Source organism: Leifsonia sp. McL0607, assembly GCF_049993355.1.
GTDB lineage: Bacteria > Actinomycetota > Actinomycetes > Actinomycetales > Microbacteriaceae > Leifsonia.
This window is the reverse complement of the sequence record NZ_CP188253.1, coordinates 3,286,071-3,306,073: the sequence shown is the minus strand read 5'-3', so window position 1 is coordinate 3,306,073 and position 20,003 is coordinate 3,286,071. Positions and strand designations below refer to the sequence as shown.

Annotated in this window: 16 protein-coding genes and 1 pseudogene; 13 read left to right on the top strand and 4 right to left on the bottom strand. The window is 69.8% G+C overall.

Annotated elements, in window-relative coordinates; genetic code table 11:
• The first annotated feature begins 6 nt into the window (after positions 1 to 6).
• Positions 7 to 1,878 carry a sensor histidine kinase gene (locus ACPPVW_RS16040; protein ID WP_426624067.1) on the top strand — a complete coding sequence of 624 codons (1,872 nt, stop codon included), beginning with the start codon at positions 7 to 9 and terminating at the stop codon, positions 1,876 to 1,878.
• Positions 1,875 to 2,564 carry a response regulator gene (locus tag ACPPVW_RS16035; RefSeq protein ID WP_426624066.1) on the top strand — a complete coding sequence of 230 codons (690 nt, stop codon included), beginning with the start codon at positions 1,875 to 1,877 and terminating at the stop codon, positions 2,562 to 2,564. The genes ACPPVW_RS16040 and ACPPVW_RS16035 overlap by 4 nt, the downstream gene beginning before the upstream one ends.
• Positions 2,565 to 2,773: 209 nt before the next feature.
• On the opposite strand, the gene ACPPVW_RS16030 is transcribed toward ACPPVW_RS16035, so the two are convergent.
• Positions 2,774 to 3,010, bottom strand: a complete 237-nt coding sequence (locus ACPPVW_RS16030) for a hypothetical protein (RefSeq protein WP_426624065.1) — start codon at positions 3,008 to 3,010, stop codon at positions 2,774 to 2,776.
• Positions 3,011 to 3,038: 28 nt separating this feature from the next.
• Between ACPPVW_RS16030 and ACPPVW_RS16025 the strand changes: the two genes are divergently transcribed.
• The 4 genes from ACPPVW_RS16025 to leuA all read left to right on the top strand — a co-directional run bounded on the left by ACPPVW_RS16025 (position 3,039) and on the right by leuA (position 9,690).
• Entirely contained in the window at positions 3,039 to 3,752 is a 714-nt protein-coding gene (locus ACPPVW_RS16025) for an ABC transporter permease (protein ID WP_426624064.1), read from the top strand.
• Positions 3,753 to 3,884: 132 nt separating this feature from the next.
• The gene (locus ACPPVW_RS16020) at positions 3,885 to 5,165 is read left to right on the top strand and encodes an alpha/beta hydrolase (RefSeq protein ID WP_426624063.1); all 1,281 of its coding nucleotides are present in this window, start codon (positions 3,885 to 3,887) and stop codon (positions 5,163 to 5,165) included.
• 44 nt (positions 5,166 to 5,209) lie between these two features.
• Positions 5,210 to 7,777 (top strand): bifunctional lysylphosphatidylglycerol flippase/synthetase MprF, encoded by a 2,568-nt coding sequence (locus tag ACPPVW_RS16015; protein ID WP_426624062.1) that lies wholly within the window; start codon positions 5,210 to 5,212, stop codon positions 7,775 to 7,777.
• A gap of 137 nt (positions 7,778 to 7,914) precedes the next feature.
• Positions 7,915 to 9,690 (top strand): 2-isopropylmalate synthase, encoded by a 1,776-nt coding sequence (gene leuA / locus ACPPVW_RS16010; protein WP_426624061.1) that lies wholly within the window; start codon positions 7,915 to 7,917, stop codon positions 9,688 to 9,690.
• A 105-nt stretch (positions 9,691 to 9,795) separates the two neighbouring features.
• On the opposite strand, the gene ACPPVW_RS16005 is transcribed toward leuA, so the two are convergent.
• Entirely contained in the window at positions 9,796 to 10,557 is a 762-nt protein-coding gene (locus ACPPVW_RS16005) for a trimeric intracellular cation channel family protein (protein ID WP_426624060.1), read from the bottom strand.
• Between the two features lie 70 nt (positions 10,558 to 10,627).
• Between ACPPVW_RS16005 and recO the strand changes: the two genes are divergently transcribed.
• The 3 genes and pseudogenes from recO to ACPPVW_RS15990 form a co-directional block, all read left to right on the top strand.
• The gene (gene recO, locus ACPPVW_RS16000; RefSeq protein WP_426624059.1) at positions 10,628 to 11,377 is read left to right on the top strand and encodes a DNA repair protein RecO; all 750 of its coding nucleotides are present in this window, start codon (positions 10,628 to 10,630) and stop codon (positions 11,375 to 11,377) included.
• Positions 11,374 to 12,174 (top strand): isoprenyl transferase, encoded by an 801-nt coding sequence (locus ACPPVW_RS15995; protein ID WP_426624058.1) that lies wholly within the window; start codon positions 11,374 to 11,376, stop codon positions 12,172 to 12,174. Before recO ends, ACPPVW_RS15995 begins: the two co-directional genes overlap by 4 nt.
• 29 nt (positions 12,175 to 12,203) lie before the next feature.
• Positions 12,204 to 12,272: pseudogene (locus ACPPVW_RS15990) on the top strand (DsbA family oxidoreductase); the annotation flags it as partial.
• A 323-nt stretch (positions 12,273 to 12,595) separates the two neighbouring features.
• Here the strand turns inward: ACPPVW_RS15990 and ACPPVW_RS15985 are convergent.
• Together ACPPVW_RS15985 and ACPPVW_RS15980 are read right to left on the bottom strand one after the other, a co-directional pair.
• Positions 12,596 to 13,516: a DUF559 domain-containing protein gene (locus ACPPVW_RS15985; RefSeq protein ID WP_426624057.1), complete on the bottom strand. Its 921-nt coding sequence runs from the start codon at positions 13,514 to 13,516 to the stop codon at positions 12,596 to 12,598.
• A gap of 142 nt (positions 13,517 to 13,658) precedes the next feature.
• Positions 13,659 to 14,156 (bottom strand): aminoacyl-tRNA deacylase, encoded by a 498-nt coding sequence (locus tag ACPPVW_RS15980; RefSeq protein ID WP_426624056.1) that lies wholly within the window; start codon positions 14,154 to 14,156, stop codon positions 13,659 to 13,661.
• Positions 14,157 to 14,189: 33 nt separating this feature from the next.
• Here ACPPVW_RS15980 and dusB point away from each other — a divergent pair, with 33 nt between their 5' ends.
• From dusB to dnaG, 4 genes are all read left to right on the top strand, one after another.
• A complete protein-coding gene (gene dusB, locus ACPPVW_RS15975; protein WP_426624055.1) occupies positions 14,190 to 15,392 on the top strand; it encodes a tRNA dihydrouridine synthase DusB in 1,203 nt (400 codons plus the stop codon).
• A gap of 16 nt (positions 15,393 to 15,408) precedes the next feature.
• Positions 15,409 to 16,680 (top strand): deoxyguanosinetriphosphate triphosphohydrolase, encoded by a 1,272-nt coding sequence (locus ACPPVW_RS15970; protein WP_426626325.1) that lies wholly within the window; start codon positions 15,409 to 15,411, stop codon positions 16,678 to 16,680.
• Between the two features lie 77 nt (positions 16,681 to 16,757).
• Positions 16,758 to 17,840, top strand: coding sequence for a DUF4282 domain-containing protein (locus ACPPVW_RS15965; protein ID WP_426624054.1), 1,083 nt, complete (start codon positions 16,758 to 16,760; stop codon positions 17,838 to 17,840).
• A gap of 79 nt (positions 17,841 to 17,919) precedes the next feature.
• Positions 17,920 to 19,821, top strand: a complete 1,902-nt coding sequence (dnaG, locus tag ACPPVW_RS15960; RefSeq protein WP_426624053.1) for a DNA primase — start codon at positions 17,920 to 17,922, stop codon at positions 19,819 to 19,821.
• The last annotated feature ends 182 nt before the right edge of the window (positions 19,822 to 20,003 follow it).

Below are 20,003 nucleotides of genomic sequence, written 5' to 3'. Positions count from 1 at the left end.
AGAGACATGTCGGATCGCACGCGGCTGCTGAGCTCGCTCGCCCCGCACCGCTGGGTGCTCGAGCCTGCTCTCGCCGTCGTGCTCTTCGGTCTGTGGCTGTCGACCGGCCTGCCGTTCGACCTGTCGGCGGCCCTCGCCTGCGTGCTGTACTGCGCCGCCGTCGCACTGTCGCGGGTGCTGCCCGTCGTCGCCCTCGAGATCGCGTGGCTCGCGGTGATCACCGAGCTCACCGAGGGCAGCTCGCTTCCGCCGCCGCACCGGCTCATCGCGACGACCGCGGTCGCGATCGCCGTCTTCGGGATCTCGTCGCACGGCGGCCGGGTCTCGCGCTGGTTCGTCTTCGGCTCGGCGATCCTGTGGGCGCCCGCCGAGGCCTACCTCCTCACCGTGCGCGGCGACGTCAAGTTCCCGCAGTTCGGGCCGGTGATCGGCGGCTACTACACGAGCCAGGGCGTCGGCCTGCTGATGATGAGCCTGCTCCTGGCAGTGGTGTTCGTGAGCGCCTGGTTGCTCGGCTTCCTGGTGGCGCGGCAGCGCGTCGTGTCGGCGTCGGCGGTGCCCTCGACCGCGTCGCCTTCCGTGCTCGTCTGGCTGGCCTCCTCCGGTGGCGCCTCGGTGAAGGAGGGCGACGACGAGCCGGGGCTCGTGCGCCGGCTGTCCCGGCCGCAGCTCACGTTCGACATCGGCGGCGCCGCCGCCTACGTCTTCTTCTGCCTGGTCGCGGACTTCGCCTCCAGCGTGATGCCCAACGCCACCGGCCGGTCCACGTTCCTCGTGCTCATCGTGTTCACGGTCGCGATCGCGCTGCGCCGGATGTCTCCGGCCGCCTCGCTCGCCATCGCCTGGCTGGCCGCCGTGTTGCAGATGACGACCGGGCACAACATCCTGGTCAGCGACGTCGCCGTGCTGTTCGTGCTCTACGCGACGGCGCTCTACGGCGACAGAGTGGTGCGCTACGCCGGCCTCATCTCGGCCGGGCTCGGCGCGCTGGTCGCCTCTCTGTACCTGACCCTGACCTCCGCCCTGGGCCAGGGTTACTTCAATCTGCTGTCGACCCAGCTGAACGGCCTGGCGCTGCAGTTCGCGTTCCTCTTCGTCGTGAGCGCCACAGTCCTCGGACTGTCGTGGGTGCTCGGCCTGCTGGTGCGCACCTGGCGCAACGCGCGGGTCTCGCGGCACGCGCAGATCGCCGCCGAGCTCGACCGCAACCGGGCGGAGGAGGTCGTGGTCGTCGAGCAGGAGCGCACGCGCATCGCTCGCGACATGCACGATGTGGTCGCGCATTCGCTCGCCGTGGTCATCGCCCAGGCCGACGGGGCGCGATACGCACGCCACGCCGATCCCGACGCGGTCGACACGGCCCTGGACACCATCGCCGCGACGGCTCGGTCGGCCCTGGTCGACGTGCGAGTGCTGCTGGCGGAGCTGCGGCAGAGCCAGCCCGAGGGCCCGCAGCCGTCGCTCGCCGACGTCGACCACACCGTCGAGCAGGTGCGCGCCGCCGGCCTGCCGGTGACCATGGAACGACGCGGGCAGCTCGACGGGCTGGGCTCTGCGCAGCAGATCGCGGCCTACCGTATCGTGCAGGAGGCGCTCACCAACGCGCTCCGACACGGCGACACCAGCAGACCGGTCAGCGTCGTACTCGCTCAGGCGGGTCGCCACGACGGCGCCCCGGGCATCGCCATCACTGTGAGGAACAGCATGAAGACTGCATCACCGGAACCGATCACCGGAGCGGTGCCCCGCATCGGGCACGGCCTCCCTGGCATGCGCGAGCGCGCCGTTCTGGCGGGAGGCACGCTCACGGCGGGTCCCGCCGCCGGCGGTTTCGTCGTCGAGGCGTTCCTGCCCGTGGTCTCGGGAGCACGCGCGTGAGCGCGCCGATCCGCGTCGCGCTCGTCGACGACCAGGCCCTCTTCCGGGCGGGGATCCGCATGCTGGTCGGGTCGCAGCCCGATCTCGAGTTCGCGGGCGAGGCGTCCGACGGCCGGGAGGGCGTAGCGCTCGTGCGCGAGGCGCGTCCCGACGTCGTGCTCATGGACATCCGGATGCCGGTCATGGACGGCATCGCCGCCACGACCCGCATCGTCGAGGAGGCCGCGCGCGAGGGTCGGACGCCCGCCCGCATCATCGTGCTGACCACGTTCGACCTCGATGAGGCGGCCGCGCGCGCCATCCGCGGCGGCGCCAGCGGTTTCGTCCTCAAGGACGCGGAGCCGGAGTTCCTGCTCGCCGCCATCCGCACGGTGCACGCCGGGAGTGCTGTCATCGCCGCGGGCGCGACCCGCGAGCTGTTCGAGTACTTCTCCGACAGCCAACGGGTCACGCAGGAGCCCGCCGAGTTCGCCTCCCTCACCAGTCGGGAGCGCGAGATCTTCGCCCTGGCCGCGCGCGGTCTCAGCAACTCCGAGATCGCCGGCTCGGAGTATCTGAGCGAGGCGACGGTGAAGACGCACATCAGCAGGATCTTGTCGAAGCTCGGCCTGCGCGACCGCGTGCAGATGGTCGTCTACGCTTTCGAGCACGGCCTCGCGACCCGCGCGGACGACGACGCCGACTGATCCGCAGCGCGGATCACGCGCGGATCATCCTCTGGTCGGACGGCGGGTGACCCCGTAGCCGGATCCGTTCGGATGGCCTGACCGTCGGGGTGCTCGGGGCGGCCTCCGGCGGTGTGGTGGCAGTCGTCCTCGCCTTCGTCGCGGTGCGTGTCTTCGAGTGGACGGGCGTCCTCCCCGACAGGCTGTACCCGGTGCTCACGCCGTCCCTGCTAGCGCCCCCGGTCGTCGTGGTGCTCACGACCTGGCTGGCGTCGTGGATCGGCAGCAGGCGGGTGCTCGGCGTCGCACCGGTGGAGGCCCTCGGCGCGGCGGAGGAGCGCCCGTCGAGCGGTCTTCGCAGCGGCGGCCGGATCGCGGCCTCCCTGTTGCTGATCGTGCCGGGCGCGGCTCTGCTCGGTGTCGGGCTGCTGCTCGGGGCTCGGCCTGTTCTCTCGATCCGAGAACACCGCCCTGGCCGACTTCGACCGTTAAGGGGTGTTGATCGCGATGCTCGGCGGTCTGGTTTCGTTCACGGGCGTGATCGTGGCGGCGCCGCTGTTCCTCCCGACCGTGCTGCGCTGCGTCGGGATGCTGCTCGGCCGCGGCGCCGCCGCACGGCTGGCCGCGGCGAACGCGCTGCGCAGCCCCGAGCGGAGCTCACGGACCGCGATCGGCCTCGTCATCGGCGTCACCCTGATCACCATGTTCGTCGTCGCCACCCAGACCTGGCTCGTCATCATCCGCGCCGCTGCTGCGAAAGAACCGGATCTCTACCAGGGCGCTGAGAGTTTGCTCACGGTCACGATGCTGGTCTTCAGCGCACTCGTCGGGTTCTCTGCGGTGATCGCGGCGGTCGGCGTGGTCAACAGCCTGTCGCTGGCCGTGCTGCAGCGGCGCAGGGAGCTCGGACTGCTGCGCGCGCTCGGACTCAGCGCGGCTCAGGTGCGCAGGATGGTCCTCGCCGAGAGCGCGCAGCTCGTCGTCGCGGCGGTCCTCTGCGGGCTGGCCCTCGGTACGCTCTACGGCTGGATCGGCGCCCAGACGCTGCTCGGTCAGCTGCCGGGAGCCGGACTGATCGCACTCGCCATACCGTGGCCGTTCATCGGGGCGATCGTGCTCGCCACGGCCGTGCTGGCCGTCGGAGCCCCGGTCGCACCTACCAGACGCGCGACGCGTGTCTCTCCCGTGGAGGCGCTGGCTGTCGACTGACGCCTCCAAGTTTTCTGAACGCTCATCAAGCCTCAGCTATCCGCAGGCTGAGTGCCCGAAAATTGATGAGCGGCGCGCGACGGACCGCGTCGCCCACCTGTTCCGCCGAGAGGAATCGCCCTGAACTGGCTCATGACACTGAGGATCGACAAGCCGCCGTTCCTCATCACCGTCGACATCGTCGCAGCGCTCCTCGCCCTCTACCTGCTCGTTCGCCCGACGTGGCGCCGGGTGCTCGCGGGTGCGCTGGCGTTCGTCGTCGGCGCGCTCCTCGGCTGGTTCCTGGTCTGGCTGACCGACGACGTCATCAACCTCTACGGCGTCGGCCTCACTCCGGTGACGACGATGTGGGTGGCGCTCGGCTTCGGCGGGATCGCGCTCGCGATCGCCAACTTCTTCCGGTCGCGCTGGTGGCGCGTGGTCATCGCCGCGGTGAGCATCCCGATGTTCCTGCTCACCGCTTTCGCCGGAGTGAATGTCGACTTCGGCGAGTACCGCAATCTCAACGACGCCCTCGGCATCGTGCCGTACAAGGCGCTCGACCTCCACGCCGAGCGCGGGGAGGTCGTCGCCGGCACCGGGTGGGCGACCTCCACGACGCAGGCCGACCCACCGGCGAAGGGTGAGATCGGGACGGTGCGGATCCCGGCGACGATCAGCGGATTCCCCGCTCGCAAGGCCGTGGTCTACCTCCCGCCGGTCGCGCTCGCACCGAATCCGCCCGCGCTGCCGGTGCTCTTCGCGCTGTCGGGCCAGCCGGGGGCGCCTGCCGACATGTTCACCGCCGGCCGCATCGGCGCCTATCTCGACGCCTTCGCCGCCACGCACAACGGGTACGCGCCCATCGTCGTCGCACCCGATCAGCTCGGCGGCCCCGGCCGCAACCCGATGTGCGTCGACTCACGCGCCTACGGCAACTCCGCGACCTACCTGCTGAAGGACGTCCGCGACTGGGTCACCTCGCACCTGCGGGTGAGCAGCGATCCGGCCGCGTGGGGCATCTTCGGCTACTCCCAGGGCGCGACCTGCGCCGTCCAGTTCGCCACGGCGCGGCCCGACCTGTTCGGGTCGGCGCTCGCGTCTTCCAGCGAGCTCGGGCCGACGCTCGGCAACGAGACGTTCACGATCTCGACCGGCTTCGACGGCTCTGCCTCGGCTTTCGCGGCCGCGCAACCCGCCGCCGCGATGAAGGCGCACGCGCCCTACGCCGACTCGCTGATCGTGTTCGGCGCCGGCCAGAACGATGCCAACTACACTGCTTTCGCGAAGACACTGCACACCGAGGCCCTCGCAGCGGGCATCCGCAGCGAGCTCCTGATCTCGCCTGGAACGGCACACGATTGGAACACGGTGCGCTACACGCTCACGAACGGCTTCCCCGTGGTGGCCGACCACTTGGGGCTGGCGCCGTGAACGATGCCATGACCGCGGGAGCGACGCCGACAGGGGGAGCGCCCATGGACGCATCGGCGGGCGGAAACGCCGCGTCGGAGCCGGACATCGTGCCGCCGCAGCCGCCCGCGCCCGCGTCGGCATCCGGCGTCCGAGGTGTGCTGCAGCCCCTGGGCCGGCTCGTCGCCGGCCACCCGTTCACAACCGGTCTCACGGCGGCCATCCTCGTGCTGGCTCTGGTGACCGGGCCGATCCACGGCCCGCACCGGCCGCTGCGGGTCTGGCTCGGGGCCGGGCCCGACCAACTGCTCGACGGGCACTGGTGGTCCCCGGTCACAGCCGTGCTCTTCACCGACAACCTCGCCGAGCTGATCGTCGTGCTCGTGCTCACCATCGTGCTGGTCGGCGCCGCCGAGCGGCTGATGGGCACCTGGCGCACGGCCCTGGCGTTCGTCGCCACCTCCGTCATCGGTATCGCGGCGGGGATCGGCGTCGAGCTGCTCGGCTCGCAGACCGGTGAGATGTGGTCGCGCAACGTGCACCATCTGGTCGCGCTGGACGTGTTCACCGGAATCGCCGGGACGATCATGACGGCCAGCGCGTTCGCCGGCACGCTCTGGCGCCGGCGCGTCCGCGTGATCACCTTGCTCGTGGCGATCATGCTATTGCTCTACTCGGGTCTGCCGTCCGACCTGTACCGCCTGCTCGCCGTGCTCGCCGGTCTCGCTCTCGGGGTGCTGCTGCGACGACACGTCCGACGGGCCCGCTGGCGCCGCAGCTCTCATCACGAGGTCCGGGTGCTGCTCGCCTCGGCCGTGACGATCACGGCCCTCGGCCCGGTGATCGGCCTCCTGGCCCAGTCGCGGTTCGGGATGCTGTCGCCGATCGGCCTGCTGTTCTCCAACGACGTGCCCGAGACCGGGAGCGTGCTGGAGCGCTGCCAAGCGTTCGCCGTCACCCGCAGCTGCGTGCACGACCTCACTCTGGAGCGGATCAACGGGATCGGGCCGGTGCTGATCTCCGTCCTGCCGCTGCTGACCCTCCTGGTCGCGGCGTACGGCCTGCTGCGCGGGCGCCGGTTCGCGGTGTGGCTCGCCGTCGCGGTCAACGCGCTGCTCGCGGTGCTGTCCGCTCTCTACTTCGGCATCCTGCCGTTCGCCGATCCGCGCCCGACCGTCTCTCCGCGGTATTGGGAGGTCACACTCGTCCTCGCGCTGTCGGCGCTCGTTCCCGCCGTGCTGGCCGTTCTACTCGTCGTCTACCGACGCCACTTCACCGTGCTCGCGACCGCGCGCTCCGTGCGGCGGTACGCGCTCATCGTGGTGCTGACGGGCGTCGGCCTGATCGCCTTCTACGTGCTCGTCGGCTGGCTGCAGAAGGACACCGGCTTCACGCGGCCGATCGACGTCAGCGACCTCCTGAACGACGTGCTCGAGCGGTTCATCCCCGTGAGCTTCCTGCGCCGCGAGCCCGTGCAATACCTGCCGACGACGCCGCTGGCGACCGTCGTGTATCACAACATCGGAACGGTGTTCTGGCTGGTCGTGATCCTCGCGGCCGTCCCCTTCATGCTCGGTCGCGGCGCGTGGCGACGCTCGAGCGGCGACGCCAGCCGGGTGCGCAGCCTCCTCCAGCGCGGAGGCGGCGATGCGATCTCGTTCATGGCGACGTGGCCGGGCAACAGCTATTGGTTCGACGCCGCGAGCGGGGGAGCGGTGGCCTACCGGGTGCTCGGGCGCGTCGCGCTGACGACGGGGGCGCCGTTCGGGACGCCGCAGGAGCAGCACGACGGCATCATCGAGCGCTTCGCCCGGTTCTGCGACGACAGCGGGTGGATCCCTGTCTTCTACAGCGTCGACGCCGAGTATCAGCCGCTCTTCGACCGCATGGGCTGGTCGACGATGACCGTGGCGGAGGAGACGGTGATCCGGCCTCAGCAGTGGGCGACCACCGGCAAGAAGTGGCAGGATGTCCGCAGCTCGATCAATCGTGCACAGCGCGCGGGCATCCGCTCGGAATGGACGACGTTCTCCGCCCTCCCGCTGAGCACCGCCGTGCAGCTGTCCGACATCTCGGAGCAGTGGGTCGCCGAGAAGGACCTCCCCGAGATGGGCTTCACGCTCGGTGGACTGGACGAGCTCCACGACCCGGCCGTCCGGCTGATGCTCGCGATCGACGAGGTGGGCCGTGTGGAGGGCGTGACCTCCTGGCTGCCGAGCTACCGCGACGGCCACGTCGTCGGCTGGACGCTCGACTTCATGCGGCGCAGGCCCGGGAGCATCAACGGCGTCATGGAGTTCCTGATCGCGGAGGCCGCGACGCGCATGAAAGAGGACGGCATCGAGTTCATGAGCCTCTCCGCGGCGCCGCTGGCGCACACCGCAGACACGACCGACGACACGAAGAACGGCATGGACCGGGTGCTCGGATACCTCAGCACTTCGCTGGAGCCCGTGTACGGGTTCCGGTCGCTGCTGAAGTTCAAGCAGAAGTTCCAGCCGGAGCTTCACCCGCTGATCATGGCCTACCCCGATCCGGTAGCGCTGCCCGCCATCGGTGTCGGGCTCGTGCGCGCCTATCTGCCCGACCTGTCGGTGCGGCAGGCCGCGGCGCTGGCGGTGGGGCGCGGGTGAGCGCCGCGCGTGGTACCGTGGTTTCTGTGTACGGTCTGCTCCTCCTTAGCTGCCGCGACGAGTCCTAGTTCCGGGCCTCCCTCGTCGCGGAGTTCGTCGTTGGCTCTCCACACCACACCGCGAAGAGAAGACAGACCATGAAGAACAATCAGGCGCCGAGCGCCATGCCGATCCACAAGTACCGGCCCTTCCATGAGCAGATCACCGTCGACCTGCCCGACCGCACGTGGCCATCCAATCGCATCACGGTCGCGCCGCGCTGGTGCGCCGTCGACCTGCGCGACGGCAACCAGGCCCTCATCGATCCGATGAGCCCCGAGCGCAAGCGCATCATGTTCGACCTGCTGGTGCGCATGGGCTACAAGGAGATCGAGGTCGGCTTCCCGTCCGCCAGCCAAACCGACTTCGACTTCGTCCGCAGCCTGATCGAAGAGGGCGCCATCCCGGACGACGTGACCATCCAGGTGCTGACCCAGTCGCGCGAGCACCTGATCAAGCGCACCTACGAGTCGCTGCTCGGCGCCAAGCAGGCCATCGTGCACCTCTACAACTCGACGAGCATCCTGCAGCGCGACGTCGTGTTCCGCACCGATCAGCAGGGCATCGTCGACATCGCCCTGTCCGGCGCGCGGCTCTGCAAGCAGTTCGAGTCGCTGGTGCCCGGCACCGAGATCTACTACGAATACTCGCCCGAGAGCTACACCGGCACCGAGCTCGAGTTCGCCGCCGACATCTGCAACCAGGTGCTGGAGGTCTTCGAGCCGACCGAGGAGCGCAAGGTCATCATCAACCTCCCGGCGACCGTCGAGATGGCGACCCCGAACGTCTACGCCGACTCGATCGAGTGGATGTCGCGCCACCTGAACCACCGCGAGAACGTCATCCTGTCGTTGCACCCGCACAACGACCGCGGCACGGCCGTCGCCGCTGCCGAGCTCGGCTACATGGCCGGGGCCGACCGCATTGAGGGCTGCCTGTTCGGCAATGGCGAGCGCACCGGCAACGTCGACCTGGTCACACTGGGCGTCAATCTGTTCACGCAGGGCATCGACCCGCAGATCGACTTCAGCGACATCGACCAGATCAAGCGGACCGTCGAGCACTGCAACCAGCTGCCGGTCGGCGAGCGCAGCCCGTGGGGCGGCGACCTGGTCTTCACCGCGTTCAGCGGCTCCCACCAGGACGCCATCAAGAAGGGCTTCGAGGCGATGGCCGCGCAGGCCGAGCGCGAGGGCGTCTTGGTCGACGACCTGGTGTGGGCGGTGCCGTACCTGCCGGTCGACCCGAAAGATCTGGGCCGCAGCTACGAGGCCGTCATCCGGGTGAACTCGCAGTCCGGCAAGGGCGGCGTGGCGTACCTGCTGAAGTCCGACCACGCTCTCGACCTGCCGCGCAAGCTGCAGATCGAGTTCTCCGGTGTCGTGCAGGCCAAGACCGACGCCGAAGGCGGCGAGGTGACGAGCGGCGAGATCTGGTCGATCTTCCAGGACGAGTACCTGCCGGCTCCGGATTCCGACCCCGACGCCAAGTGGGGCCGCTTCGAGCTGGGCAGCACGAGCACGACCAACGAGACCGGCGAGCACGTCACCCTCACGGTCGCCCTGCGCGACGGCGACACCGTCTCGAAGGCGACGGGGGAGGGCAACGGCCCGATCGCCGCGTTCTTCGACATCTTGAACGCCCGCGGCATCAACGCCCACCTCTACGACTACTCGCAGCACACGCTCTCGGCGAGCGAGTCGGCGCAGGCAGCGGCCTACGTCGAGCTCGATGTCGATGGCGTGCGACTGTGGGGTGTCGGCATCGACGGCGACACGACGACCGCGTCGTTCAAAGCGGTCGTCTCGGCGGTCAACCGCGCGGTGCGCGCGTCGGCCGGCCACGCAACGCAGGCGGAGCTCGTCGGGGCCTGAGCGCCGCTTCACCCACGTTCCGAAACTCCGGAGATCTCGGCCCAGGCGGCCCGGGTCTCCGGAGTTCCTGCGTTCCGGGCGGCGTGTCGCTCCGATCCTCCGGAGTTACTCCGAGTCGTCCGGCCGGTCGATGCGGTACCGCGGGATCGCACCCGTGTCGGTGCGCTCGATGGTGTGTTCGGCGCTCGGCCGCCTCCCGAACCCGAACGCCATCCACCTGGGCGCGCGCAGCCGACCGAGCTCGCGCTGCTCCGGGAGGCTCCACCCGAACCGTACGGCCAGCAGCCGGATGATCAGCGTGACGAGAACGCACACGAGCACCGCAACGGTGAACGGCGTGCCGAAGTCGACCAGCAACACCAGGACGATCGTGCCGGCGCCCGCCGCGACCGCGTACAGCGAGCCGACGTGCATGAGAGCAATGGGGAGGTTCAGCAGCATGTCGCGCAGGATCGACCCGCCGACGGCCGAGACCACGCCGACGAACACGGCGGGCACCTCCGGGAGTCCGAGCGCCAGCGCCTTCGTCGCGCCGATGGCGCCGAACAACCCGATCGTCAGGGCATCGAGGAAGGTGATGATCGGGTCGAGCCGGCGGAACAGTCGCACCAGCAGCATCCCGAGCAGCGCGGCGACGACCGTCGCCGGCAGGTACCAGTTGGACTGGAGCGCGACCGGAGTGACGTTGAGCAGCAGATCGCGGAGGAGGCCGCCGCCCACGCCGGTCGCCACGCCGATGATCGCAACGCCGAGCAGGTCGAGCCGACGGTCGCGGAACCCGGAGGCGAACATCGCGCCCTGGAGGCTGCCGACGCCGACGGCCACCAGGTCGCCCCAGAGGGGGATCGAGAAGGCGGCGGTCGTCACCCGTCACTTCTATCACGAGCGGCCGTCCGCCCTGAGCATGGCGGGGCGGATCAGGCGCGATACTGGAGGGGTGCCTGTCTACCGTGATGAAGTGGTCGTGCTGCGAACCCACAAGCTGGGCGAGGCCGACCGGATCGTCACGATGCTGAGCAGACAGCACGGCAAGATCCGCGGCGTCGCCAAGGGCGTGCGGCGCACGGCGTCGAAGTTCGGGTCGCGGCTGGAGCCGTTCATGGTCGCCGACGTGCAGCTGTACGAGGGCCGATCGCTCGATGTCGTCACGCAGGCGGAGACGATCGGGGCGTACGGAGCGCTCATCGCCGAAGACTATGCGAGCTACACCGCCGCGAACGCGATGGTGGAAGCGGCCGACCGGCTCACGGACGCCGAGGCGTCGCTGCAGCAGTACCTCCTCCTGGTCGGGGCGCTGCGGTCGCTCTCGCGTCACGAGCACGGCCCGCAGCTCACCCTCGACTCGTACCTGTTGCGAGCGCTGTCGCTCGCGGGCTGGGCGCCGAGCTTCCTCGACTGCTCGCGCTGCGGCGCCACCGGACCGCACGAGCACGTCGTCGTGCAGCTGGGAGGCGTGGTCTGCGACGACTGCGCTCCGCAGGGCGCTCCCCGGATCGACGCCGCGACGATCGCGCTCCTCGGCGCGCTGCTCAGCGGCGACTGGCCGACGGCCGACGCGTCGGACGACAGCACCCGCTCGAAGGCGAACGGCCTCGTCGCCGCGTATACCCAGTGGCATCTGGAGCGCGGGCTGCGCTCCCTGCAACACGTTCAGCACGACCAGCATGACCAGAAAGCGAGCGGATGAGCCCCAAGCCCTACACGCACCCGGATGCGGTCGCGTACCGACCGCTCGACTGGACCGGTGTCCACCCGCAGGCGTTTCCTGCCGGAGCCGTGCCGGAGCACGTCGCCATCGTGATGGACGGCAACGGCCGCTGGGCCAACCGCCGAGGCCTCACCCGCATCGAGGGCCACCGGGCAGGGGAGGCCTCCCTGCTCGACGTGGTCGCCGGTGCGATCCAGGTCGGCGTCAAGCACCTGAGCGTGTACGCGTTCTCCACCGAGAACTGGAAGCGTTCGCCCGACGAGGTCCGCTTCCTGATGGGGTTCAACCGGGAAGTGCTGCACCGCAGGCGCGACCAGCTCAACGAGTGGGGTGTGCGGGTGCGCTGGGCGGGCCGGAGACCCCGGCTGTGGTCGTCCGTGATCAAGGAGCTGCAGTTCGCGGAGCGGATGACGGCGGGCAACGACGTCCTGACGCTGACGATGTGCGTCAACTACGGCGGCCGGAATGAGATCGCCGACGCCGTTCGCTCGATCGCCGAGGAGGTCGCGGCCGGGCGGCTGAAGCCGTCGGCCGTGGGGGAGAAGACCATCCAGCGCCACCTGTACATCCCCGACCTGCCCGATGTCGACCTCTTCGTACGCAGCTCGGGCGAGAAGCGAACCAGCAACTTCCTGCTCTGGCAGAGCGCGTACGCCGAGATGGTGTTCCTCGACACACTGTGGCCGGACTTCTCGCGGACCGACCTGTGGAATGCGATCGACATCTTCGCGCGGCGCAACCGACGCTTCGGCGGGGCGGTAGACACTCCCGCATAACTGCAGCACTGCAGGATGTTGACCTCGGTGTGAGGGAACCCATCAAGATCGACATCTGGTCCGACATCGCGTGCCCCTGGTGCTACATCGGAAAACGCAAGAATCGATAGGCCGGGCCGCGTCTCAATCGACTCTGGTGCTTCGCGGAATCGCAAAGGGCCTATTCGGCGGGTTCGCTGGCACGCGGCAATCGCCCGCAGCACCGAGGGAGCGGACGTCGCTGGCCGGTAGGTATGGGGTCAGGGAGCCTGCTGCCGCTGGGCCGAGGTCGGCGCATGAGCGCCGACGCCGCCGCGCCGGCGCCTGCCGCGCCGCGGCCGCCCCTCGCCCTCCTCGGCGATCCGGCCCGCCGCCGCGTGCGACGGCGACTCCTGCGCGCTCCCGTCCTGACGACGGGACGCAACACGCCGCTCAGCTCACGTCAATTCGGCGTGTTGCGTCCCCACTCGACAAGGGCGGCGCGCACGCGCGCCACGGCGAGTGCTGCTCGGTTGTCGAGGTGCGAACGGTTGACGCGGATGACGCGCCAGCCGGCGGCTTCGAGTGCCCAGATCCGGTCGATGTCGCGGTTGTACTGGCGAGCCTCGGTGCGATGATGGTCGCCGTCATACTCAACGACGACCCGCCGCTCGACGTAGACGAGATCGCCGTGGAGCTCGATTCCGGATCCGATGCGGATGGGACGATTCACGACAGGCTCCGGTAGGCCCGCGTCGACCAGTGCCAGTCGAAGCACCGTCTCCATGGGCGAGTCTGTGTCCGCGCGTACTCGCGCGAGCGCGGAGCGAAGGGCGCCCACGCCCGGCCGATTCCGGGCGGCTTGCGCTGCGGCGGTGAGGCGTGAGTGGGTCGAGAGCGGATTTTTGCGCCGCACACACGAGTCGCCGAGCACGACGAGTTCCTCGATGGTCAGGACCGATGCGAGTTGGCACATCACCTGTTCGACTCCGGGCACGCGCATGCCGCCGTGAACGTGGATCTCCTCTGCACGAAGGTTCGACTTGTGGCCTCTCACCCCTGTGCCCCGTGGCGCTCGGCCACCGTCCAAAGCTGAAACGTGGAGGTCGGTGCTCTCGTGCATCCAGTGGGGTACGGACAGTCCGTAGATGATCGCCGCCGTATCGTGGCTGTAGCAGTGGGTCGGTTGCATGACCGCACGATAAGCGACGCAGCGCGAGCGGAAGCCGCCGTCGAAGGCGGCTGCGGACACGCGCGCGCCATGAAACGGCGCAACGAGGTCGGACCGGCGTAGCCGTGCGGACGAGACGCCCGCCGCGGCGGCCGCCGAGACGGAGAACGCCGGCGAGCGCTGTATCGGCGGAAGCGGTTCAGGGGGACGCATGCCCACAGCATCACATCCGGATTCCCGCACATTCTCGTTCTCCACAAGCGACGATTTGGAGAGGGGTCGCAACACGCCGCTGACGCGGCGCGTCAGCGGCGTGTTGCGACCCCTCTGCGGGTGGGTGAGGGAGGGCGGGCGGCTACTCGGGGTCGGTGATGTCGGCGACGGTGGCGGCGAAGCCGGTCAGGAGGGCGCCGGCGTCGACGAAGAGGGAGTAGCCGTGCTCGCCCGCGCCCATCGAGACGGTGCGTCCGGTGACGGTCTCGTCGGCGATCACGGGCCACGCGGTGGTGCTTCCGAACGGAGTGATGGTGCCGCGCTCGTATCCGGTCGCGGCGAGCGCCAGCGAGGCATCGGGCAGCTGCAGCTTGTTGACGTGCAGGAGGGCGCGCAGCTTGGGCCAGGAGATCTTGCGCCCGCCCGGCACGAGCGCGAACACGAAGGTGTCGTCGCTGCGCTTGACCACGAGCGTCTTCACGATGTCGGCCGGCTGGATGCCGAGAAGCTCCGCCGCCTCCTCGAGGCTGCGCGCGGCAGGCCGCTCCACGATCCGCACCGGGATGCCGCGGACACGGGCATCGTCCTCCACACGCCGGCGTCCGGAGCGAGGTTCCACATCTTCCGGGTTCTCGGCCATGTATCAGCACGCTTTCTGGGAGAATCGACACAGATGTCTACTACTTCAACCCTAGCCTCCCGCACGGAGACGAGCCCCGGCCTGACCATCGGCCCGCTGGCGCTCGACGTGCCGGTCGTCCTCGCGCCCATGGCGGGGATAACGAACACCGCCTTCCGCAGGCTCTGCCGCGAGTTCGGAGCGGGCCTGTATGTGAGCGAGATGATCACCTCACGCGCGCTCGTCGAGCGCACCCCGGAGTCGCTCCGCCTCATCACGCACCACGCCTCGGAGACCCCGCGCAGCATCCAGCTGTACGGCGTCGACCCCACGACCGTCCGTGAGGCGGTCACGATGCTCGTCGCTGAAGACCGCGCCGACCACATCGACCTCAACTTCGGCTGCCCGGTGCCCAAGGTGACCCGCAAGGGCGGCGGAGCGGCCCTGCCCTGGAAGCTGACCCACTTCCGCGAGATCGTCGAGGGCGCCGTCGCGGCGGCCGGCGACATCCCGCTGACGGTCAAGATGCGCAAGGGCATCGACGGCGATCACCTGACCTACCTCGAGGCAGGCAAAGCGGCGGCGGGCGCCGGGGTGGCGTCGATCGCTCTCCACGCCCGCACCGCCGCCGAGTTCTACTCGGGTCACGCTGACTGGTCGGCTATCGCGAAGCTCAAAGAGACGATCACCGGCACGCCCGTCCTCGGCAACGGCGACATCTGGTCGGCGGCCGACGCGATCCGAATGGTCGACGAGACCGGGTGCGACGGCGTCGTGGTCGGCCGCGGCTGCCTCGGCCGGCCCTGGCTGTTCGGCGACCTGGCCGCCGCGTTCCGTGCACGTGCCGGCGAGCTCACCGCCGAGGAGGCCGCGCTGGCGCAGGCCCACCCGACGCTCGGCCAGGTGGCGGCGACGTTCCGCCGTCACGCGGAACTGCTGGTCGAGTTCTTCGGGAGCGAGGAGCGCGGCTGCCGCGACATCCGCAAGCATGTCGCTTGGTACTTCAAGGGCTATCCGGTCGGTGGCGACCTCCGGGCGAGCCTGGCGACCGTCGACACGCTCGCCCACCTCGACGACCTGCTCGCGACGCTCGACTGGAGCCAGGAGTACCCGGGCGAGGCGGCCGAGGGCCAGCGCGGTCGCGCCGGCTCTCCCAAGCGGCCGGCACTGCCCGAGGGCTGGCTCGACAGCCGGGAGCTCGCGGGCAGCGCACGGGCCGAGGTCGCCGAGGCGGAGGTGCACAACAGTGGTGGATAGTGCAGCGCGGTCGACGGTGGCGCCGACCGGGGGCGGCGACGTCCCGGCCGACAGCTACAGCGAACGGGACCGCGAACGCTGGCTTCCCGAGCACCACTCCAGCCGCCGCAGCGACTTCGCGCGCGATCGGGCGCGGTTGCTGCACTCGAGCGCTCTGCGCCGGCTGGCGGCCAAGACCCAGGTCCTCAGTCCGACCGCCGGGCTCGACTTCGCCCGCAACCGGCTGACCCACTCGCTCGAAGTCGCCCAGGTCGGCCGCGAGCTCGCCACGAGCCTCGGCCTCGACCCCGACATCGTCGACACGGCGTGCCTCGCGCACGACATCGGCCACCCGCCGTTCGGTCACAACGGCGAGCGCGCGCTCAACGCCTGGGCGGAGGACATCGGCGGCTTCGAGGGCAACGCGCAGACGCTCCGGCTGCTGACCCGCCTCGAGCCCAAGGTCTTCGGACGCGACGGTCGCCCATACGGCCTCAACCTGACGCGCGCGAGCCTCGACGCCAGCTGCAAGTACCCGTGGCCCGAGACGCACGCGGTCGCCGACCCCAGCGGGCGCGCCAAGTTCGGCTTCTACGCCGACGACCACGCCGTCTTCGAGTGGATGCGCGCGGGTTCGCCCGAGCGGACGCGCTGCATCGAAGCCCAGGTGATGGACCTTTCCGACGACATCGCCTACTCGGTGCACGACTTCGAGGACGCTGTGGTCAACGGCTACATCGACGTCGCAGCCCTGAGCAGCCGCGTGGACCACGACGACCTCGTCCGCTCGATGTACGAGTGGGTGGGCGGCGAGTTCAGCCACGACGAGCTCATCGCGGCGTTCGACCGGCTCGACAGCCTCGATATCTGGCTGGAGGGCTGGAACGGCAGCAGGAGAGCGCAGGCGCACCTCAAGAACCTCACCAGCCAGCTCATCGGCCGGTTCGCCCACGCCGCGGTGCACGAGACGAAGTCGACAGCTGGTGGCGTGGAGCTGCGCAGATTCGGCGCCGACGTCGTCGTGCCCGACGCGATCCGCGCCGAGATTGCCGTGCTGAAGGGGATCGTCGCGACGTTCGTGATGTCGCGAAACACCCGCCAGCCCATCTACGCGCAGCAGCGCCAAATCCTGACCACGCTCGCCGACATCCTGCTCGCGCGCGGCCCGCACGAGCTCGACCCGGGTTTCCAGGAGGACTGGCATCAGGCCGCGGGCGACCGCGAGCGCAAGCGGGTGGTGGTCGACCAGGTCGCGAGCCTGACCGACCAGTCCGCTCTCAGCTGGTACGAACGACTCGTGCAACACTGATCCGGCACGGCCGCACGCGGGCTTGAAACGGCGGCCCGGGTGCAGAATGCTTGAAGGACGGCATCGGAGGGAAACGAATGACCAGCGCACAGCCACCGTCGAACGGCGACAGGCCCGCAGCGGGCCAGGAGGCCGCTCCTCAGGCGGCCGCTTCCCCGGAGGCCGGGACCCCGGAGGCCGCGACCCCGGAGGCCGCGACTCAGGCGGCTTCGGAGTCTACGGCGTCTCAGGAGAGACCGACCGCCCCGTCTCCGGCGCCGAAACGCACGACCAGCCGCCGCGCCCCTGCGGCCAGGAAGCCCGATAACGCAGACACGCCGGTCAAGCGCACGCCATCGACGCGTAAGCGCTCCACGGCCACACCGCCGATCTCGCCGAACGGCGAGGCCCCCGAGATCCTCGACGCCATGCTCGGCAAGCCGGCGCAGCCGTCGGCCGCCGCTCCCGACACGTCGTCGTCGCCCGTCGAGCCCGTGGAGCGCGCGGAAGAGCCCGTCGAGAACACGCCAGAGCCACCCGAGACCGAGACCGCCGTTCTCCCATCGGCCGCCGACTTCTATCGGGAGTCGACGGCGGAGACGGAGGTACTCGCTCCCGCCGAGGTCGCGGTCGCCGAACAGCTTCGGGCCGAGCGGGAGGCCGTTCCGGCGCAAGAGGTGCCGGTCCGGGCCGCTGCTGAGACTGCTCGCACCCCGGCACCGGCTGCGCCGAGCGGAGGCACCTCGCCGGCCGGAGGCACCTCGCCGAGCGGAGGATCTGCGCCGACAGAAGGCTCCGCCGAGGCACAGGACACCGCCGGCGGCACCCGGCACGCGCGCAGCGTGAACGAGCTCGCCGACCGGCTGGACGAATCCCGCTTCTTCTCGTCACTGTTCGACTTCACGTTCACGAGCTACGTGACCCGCAAGCTCGCCGGCCCGGTGTACGTCGTCGGCCTGGTGCTGATCGGGCTGGCCATCATCGTCGGCTTCGCCAACAGCCTCGGCATCGCGATCGCCGCAGACTCCCCGGGCGGCGCGTTCGTCTTCCTGCTGGGCGTCCTGGTGACCCTCGTGGCCGCCATCCTCGCCGTGCTGCTGCTGCGCGTCACGATCGAGGTCTTCTGCGCGGTCATCGAGATCGCGCAGAACACGCGGCGCAGGAGGCCGCCTCGAGACTGAAGATCGGCCCCGGCCCCGGGGCGTGTCTGCCGTTCTGCGCCTCCTGCGCTGGCGCTGGTGGCACCCCTAGAATCGGATAATGGCCGGCCGGATACGACAGAATGACATCGACGAGGTCAAGGCCCGCACCAACATCGCCGACATCATCGGCGACTACGTCAGTCTGAAGCCGGGCGGCGTCGGCTCGCTCAAGGGGCTCTGCCCGTTCCACGACGAGAAGAGCCCGAGTTTCAACGTGCGCCCGGGCGTCGGCCGGTACCACTGCTTCGGCTGCGAAGAGGGCGGCGACGTCTACGCCTTCCTGGTGAAGCTCGACCACGTGTCCTTCACCGAGGCCGTCGAGCGGCTCGCCGGCCGCATCGGCTACCAGCTGCATTACGAGGAGGGCGGGGGAGGCCCGAGCGAGTCGAGCGGCAACCGCGCCCGCATCCTCGCCGCCAACAACGCGGCCGAGGAATTCTTTCGGGACCGTCTGGCGGCGCCCGACGCCGATCCGGGCCGACGCTTCCTGGGGGAGCGCGGCTTCGACGCCGCAGCAGCCGCCCACTTCGGTGTGGGCTTCGCGCCGAAAAGCTGGGACGAGCTCACCAAGCACCTGCGCACCAAGGGTTTCACACCAGACGAGCTGCTGGCCGCCGGGCTGGTCTCGCAGCGCGATCGTGGTGTGTACGACCGGTTCCGCGGACGCCTGGTCTGGCCGATCCGCGATGTGACAGGCCAGACCATCGGGTTCGGCGCGCGCCGACTGCTCGACGACGACAACGGTCCGAAGTACCTCAACACCCCCGAGACGGCGGTCTACAAGAAGACCCAGGTGTTGTATGGTCTCGACCTCGCCAAGCGCGACATCTCACGGCGCGACGAAGTGGTCGTGGTCGAGGGCTACACGGACGTGATGGCGTGTCATCTCGCCGGGATCACGACGGCCGTCGCGACCTGCGGCACCGCGTTCGGCGTCGATCACATCAAGGTGATCCGACGGGTGATGGGCGACGACAGCAGCACCGGCTCCGTCATCTTCACGTTCGACCCGGACTCCGCCGGCCAGAAGGCCGCAGCGCGCGCCTTCGGGGAGGAGCAGCGCTTCTCGGCGCAGACCTACGTCGCCGTCGGCCCCGACGGTCTCGACCCGTGCGATCTGCGGCTGGCTGGTGGCGACGACGCAGTCCGCCGGATGATCGACAACCGCAAGCCGATGTTCGAGTTCATGATCCGGCAGGTCGTGGAGCGTTTCGACCTCGACTCGGTGGAGGGTCGCACGTCCGCACTGCGCGCCGGTGCGCCGATTGTGGCGACGATCCGCGACCCGGCTTCGCAGAACGGGTACACCCGTGAGCTCGCACGGCTTTCCGGCGCCGACCTCGACGATGCGCTGCGCGCCGTGCGCTCGGCACAGCGCGGCAGCCGGAGCCAGTCCGGAGACCGGACAGGCGGCAGACCCTCGCAGCAGTCGCCGCAGCAATCCCCGTCCGATCCGTACGCCGAGCAGGGCCAGTCCACGTCGGCGCCGGCGCCGATCCGGGAGGCCGACCCGACCGACCCGACTCAGCGCACCGAGCGCGAGAGCCTGATGGTGCTCCTCCAGTTGCCGGAGGAGGTCGGCGCCGACCGGGCGTCGCGCGCCGTGCAGGTGCCGTTCAGCAATCCGACGCACGCGGTCGTGCGCGACGCCATCGCCAGCCAGCTGCCCTCGATCGCCGATCCCGGCTGGGTGGACCGTATCCTCGCCGAGGTGCCGCAGGCGTACGAGCCGACCGTGAACGCCCTTGCCGTGGCCGCTCTGCCTCAGGCAGGCACCGATGTCGGTCGGTACGCCCGGTCGATCCTGGACGGCCTGATCGACCGCGACCTCCTGCGCGAGAAGGCCGAGCTGACGTCCCGCCTGGCGCGCACAGACCCGCAGAACGCCGAGCTGCGGCGGTCGCTGCAGGTGGCGCTGTCGTCGATCGACCAGGAGCGGATGCGCCTCCGCGGGGAATGAGGCGGCACGCGCGCACGATAGAATATCAGCGCACTGCGACAACGGATTCCGTGTCACCGTGCTCGAATGCGCGCGATTTTGCTGCGTCGATGTAAAGATTGCGCCGCGATCCACGGCGGGATGAGTATTCCACGCGGCATTCATGCTAGGACTGTGGCTACGCGATTCGGCGACGAGGCACC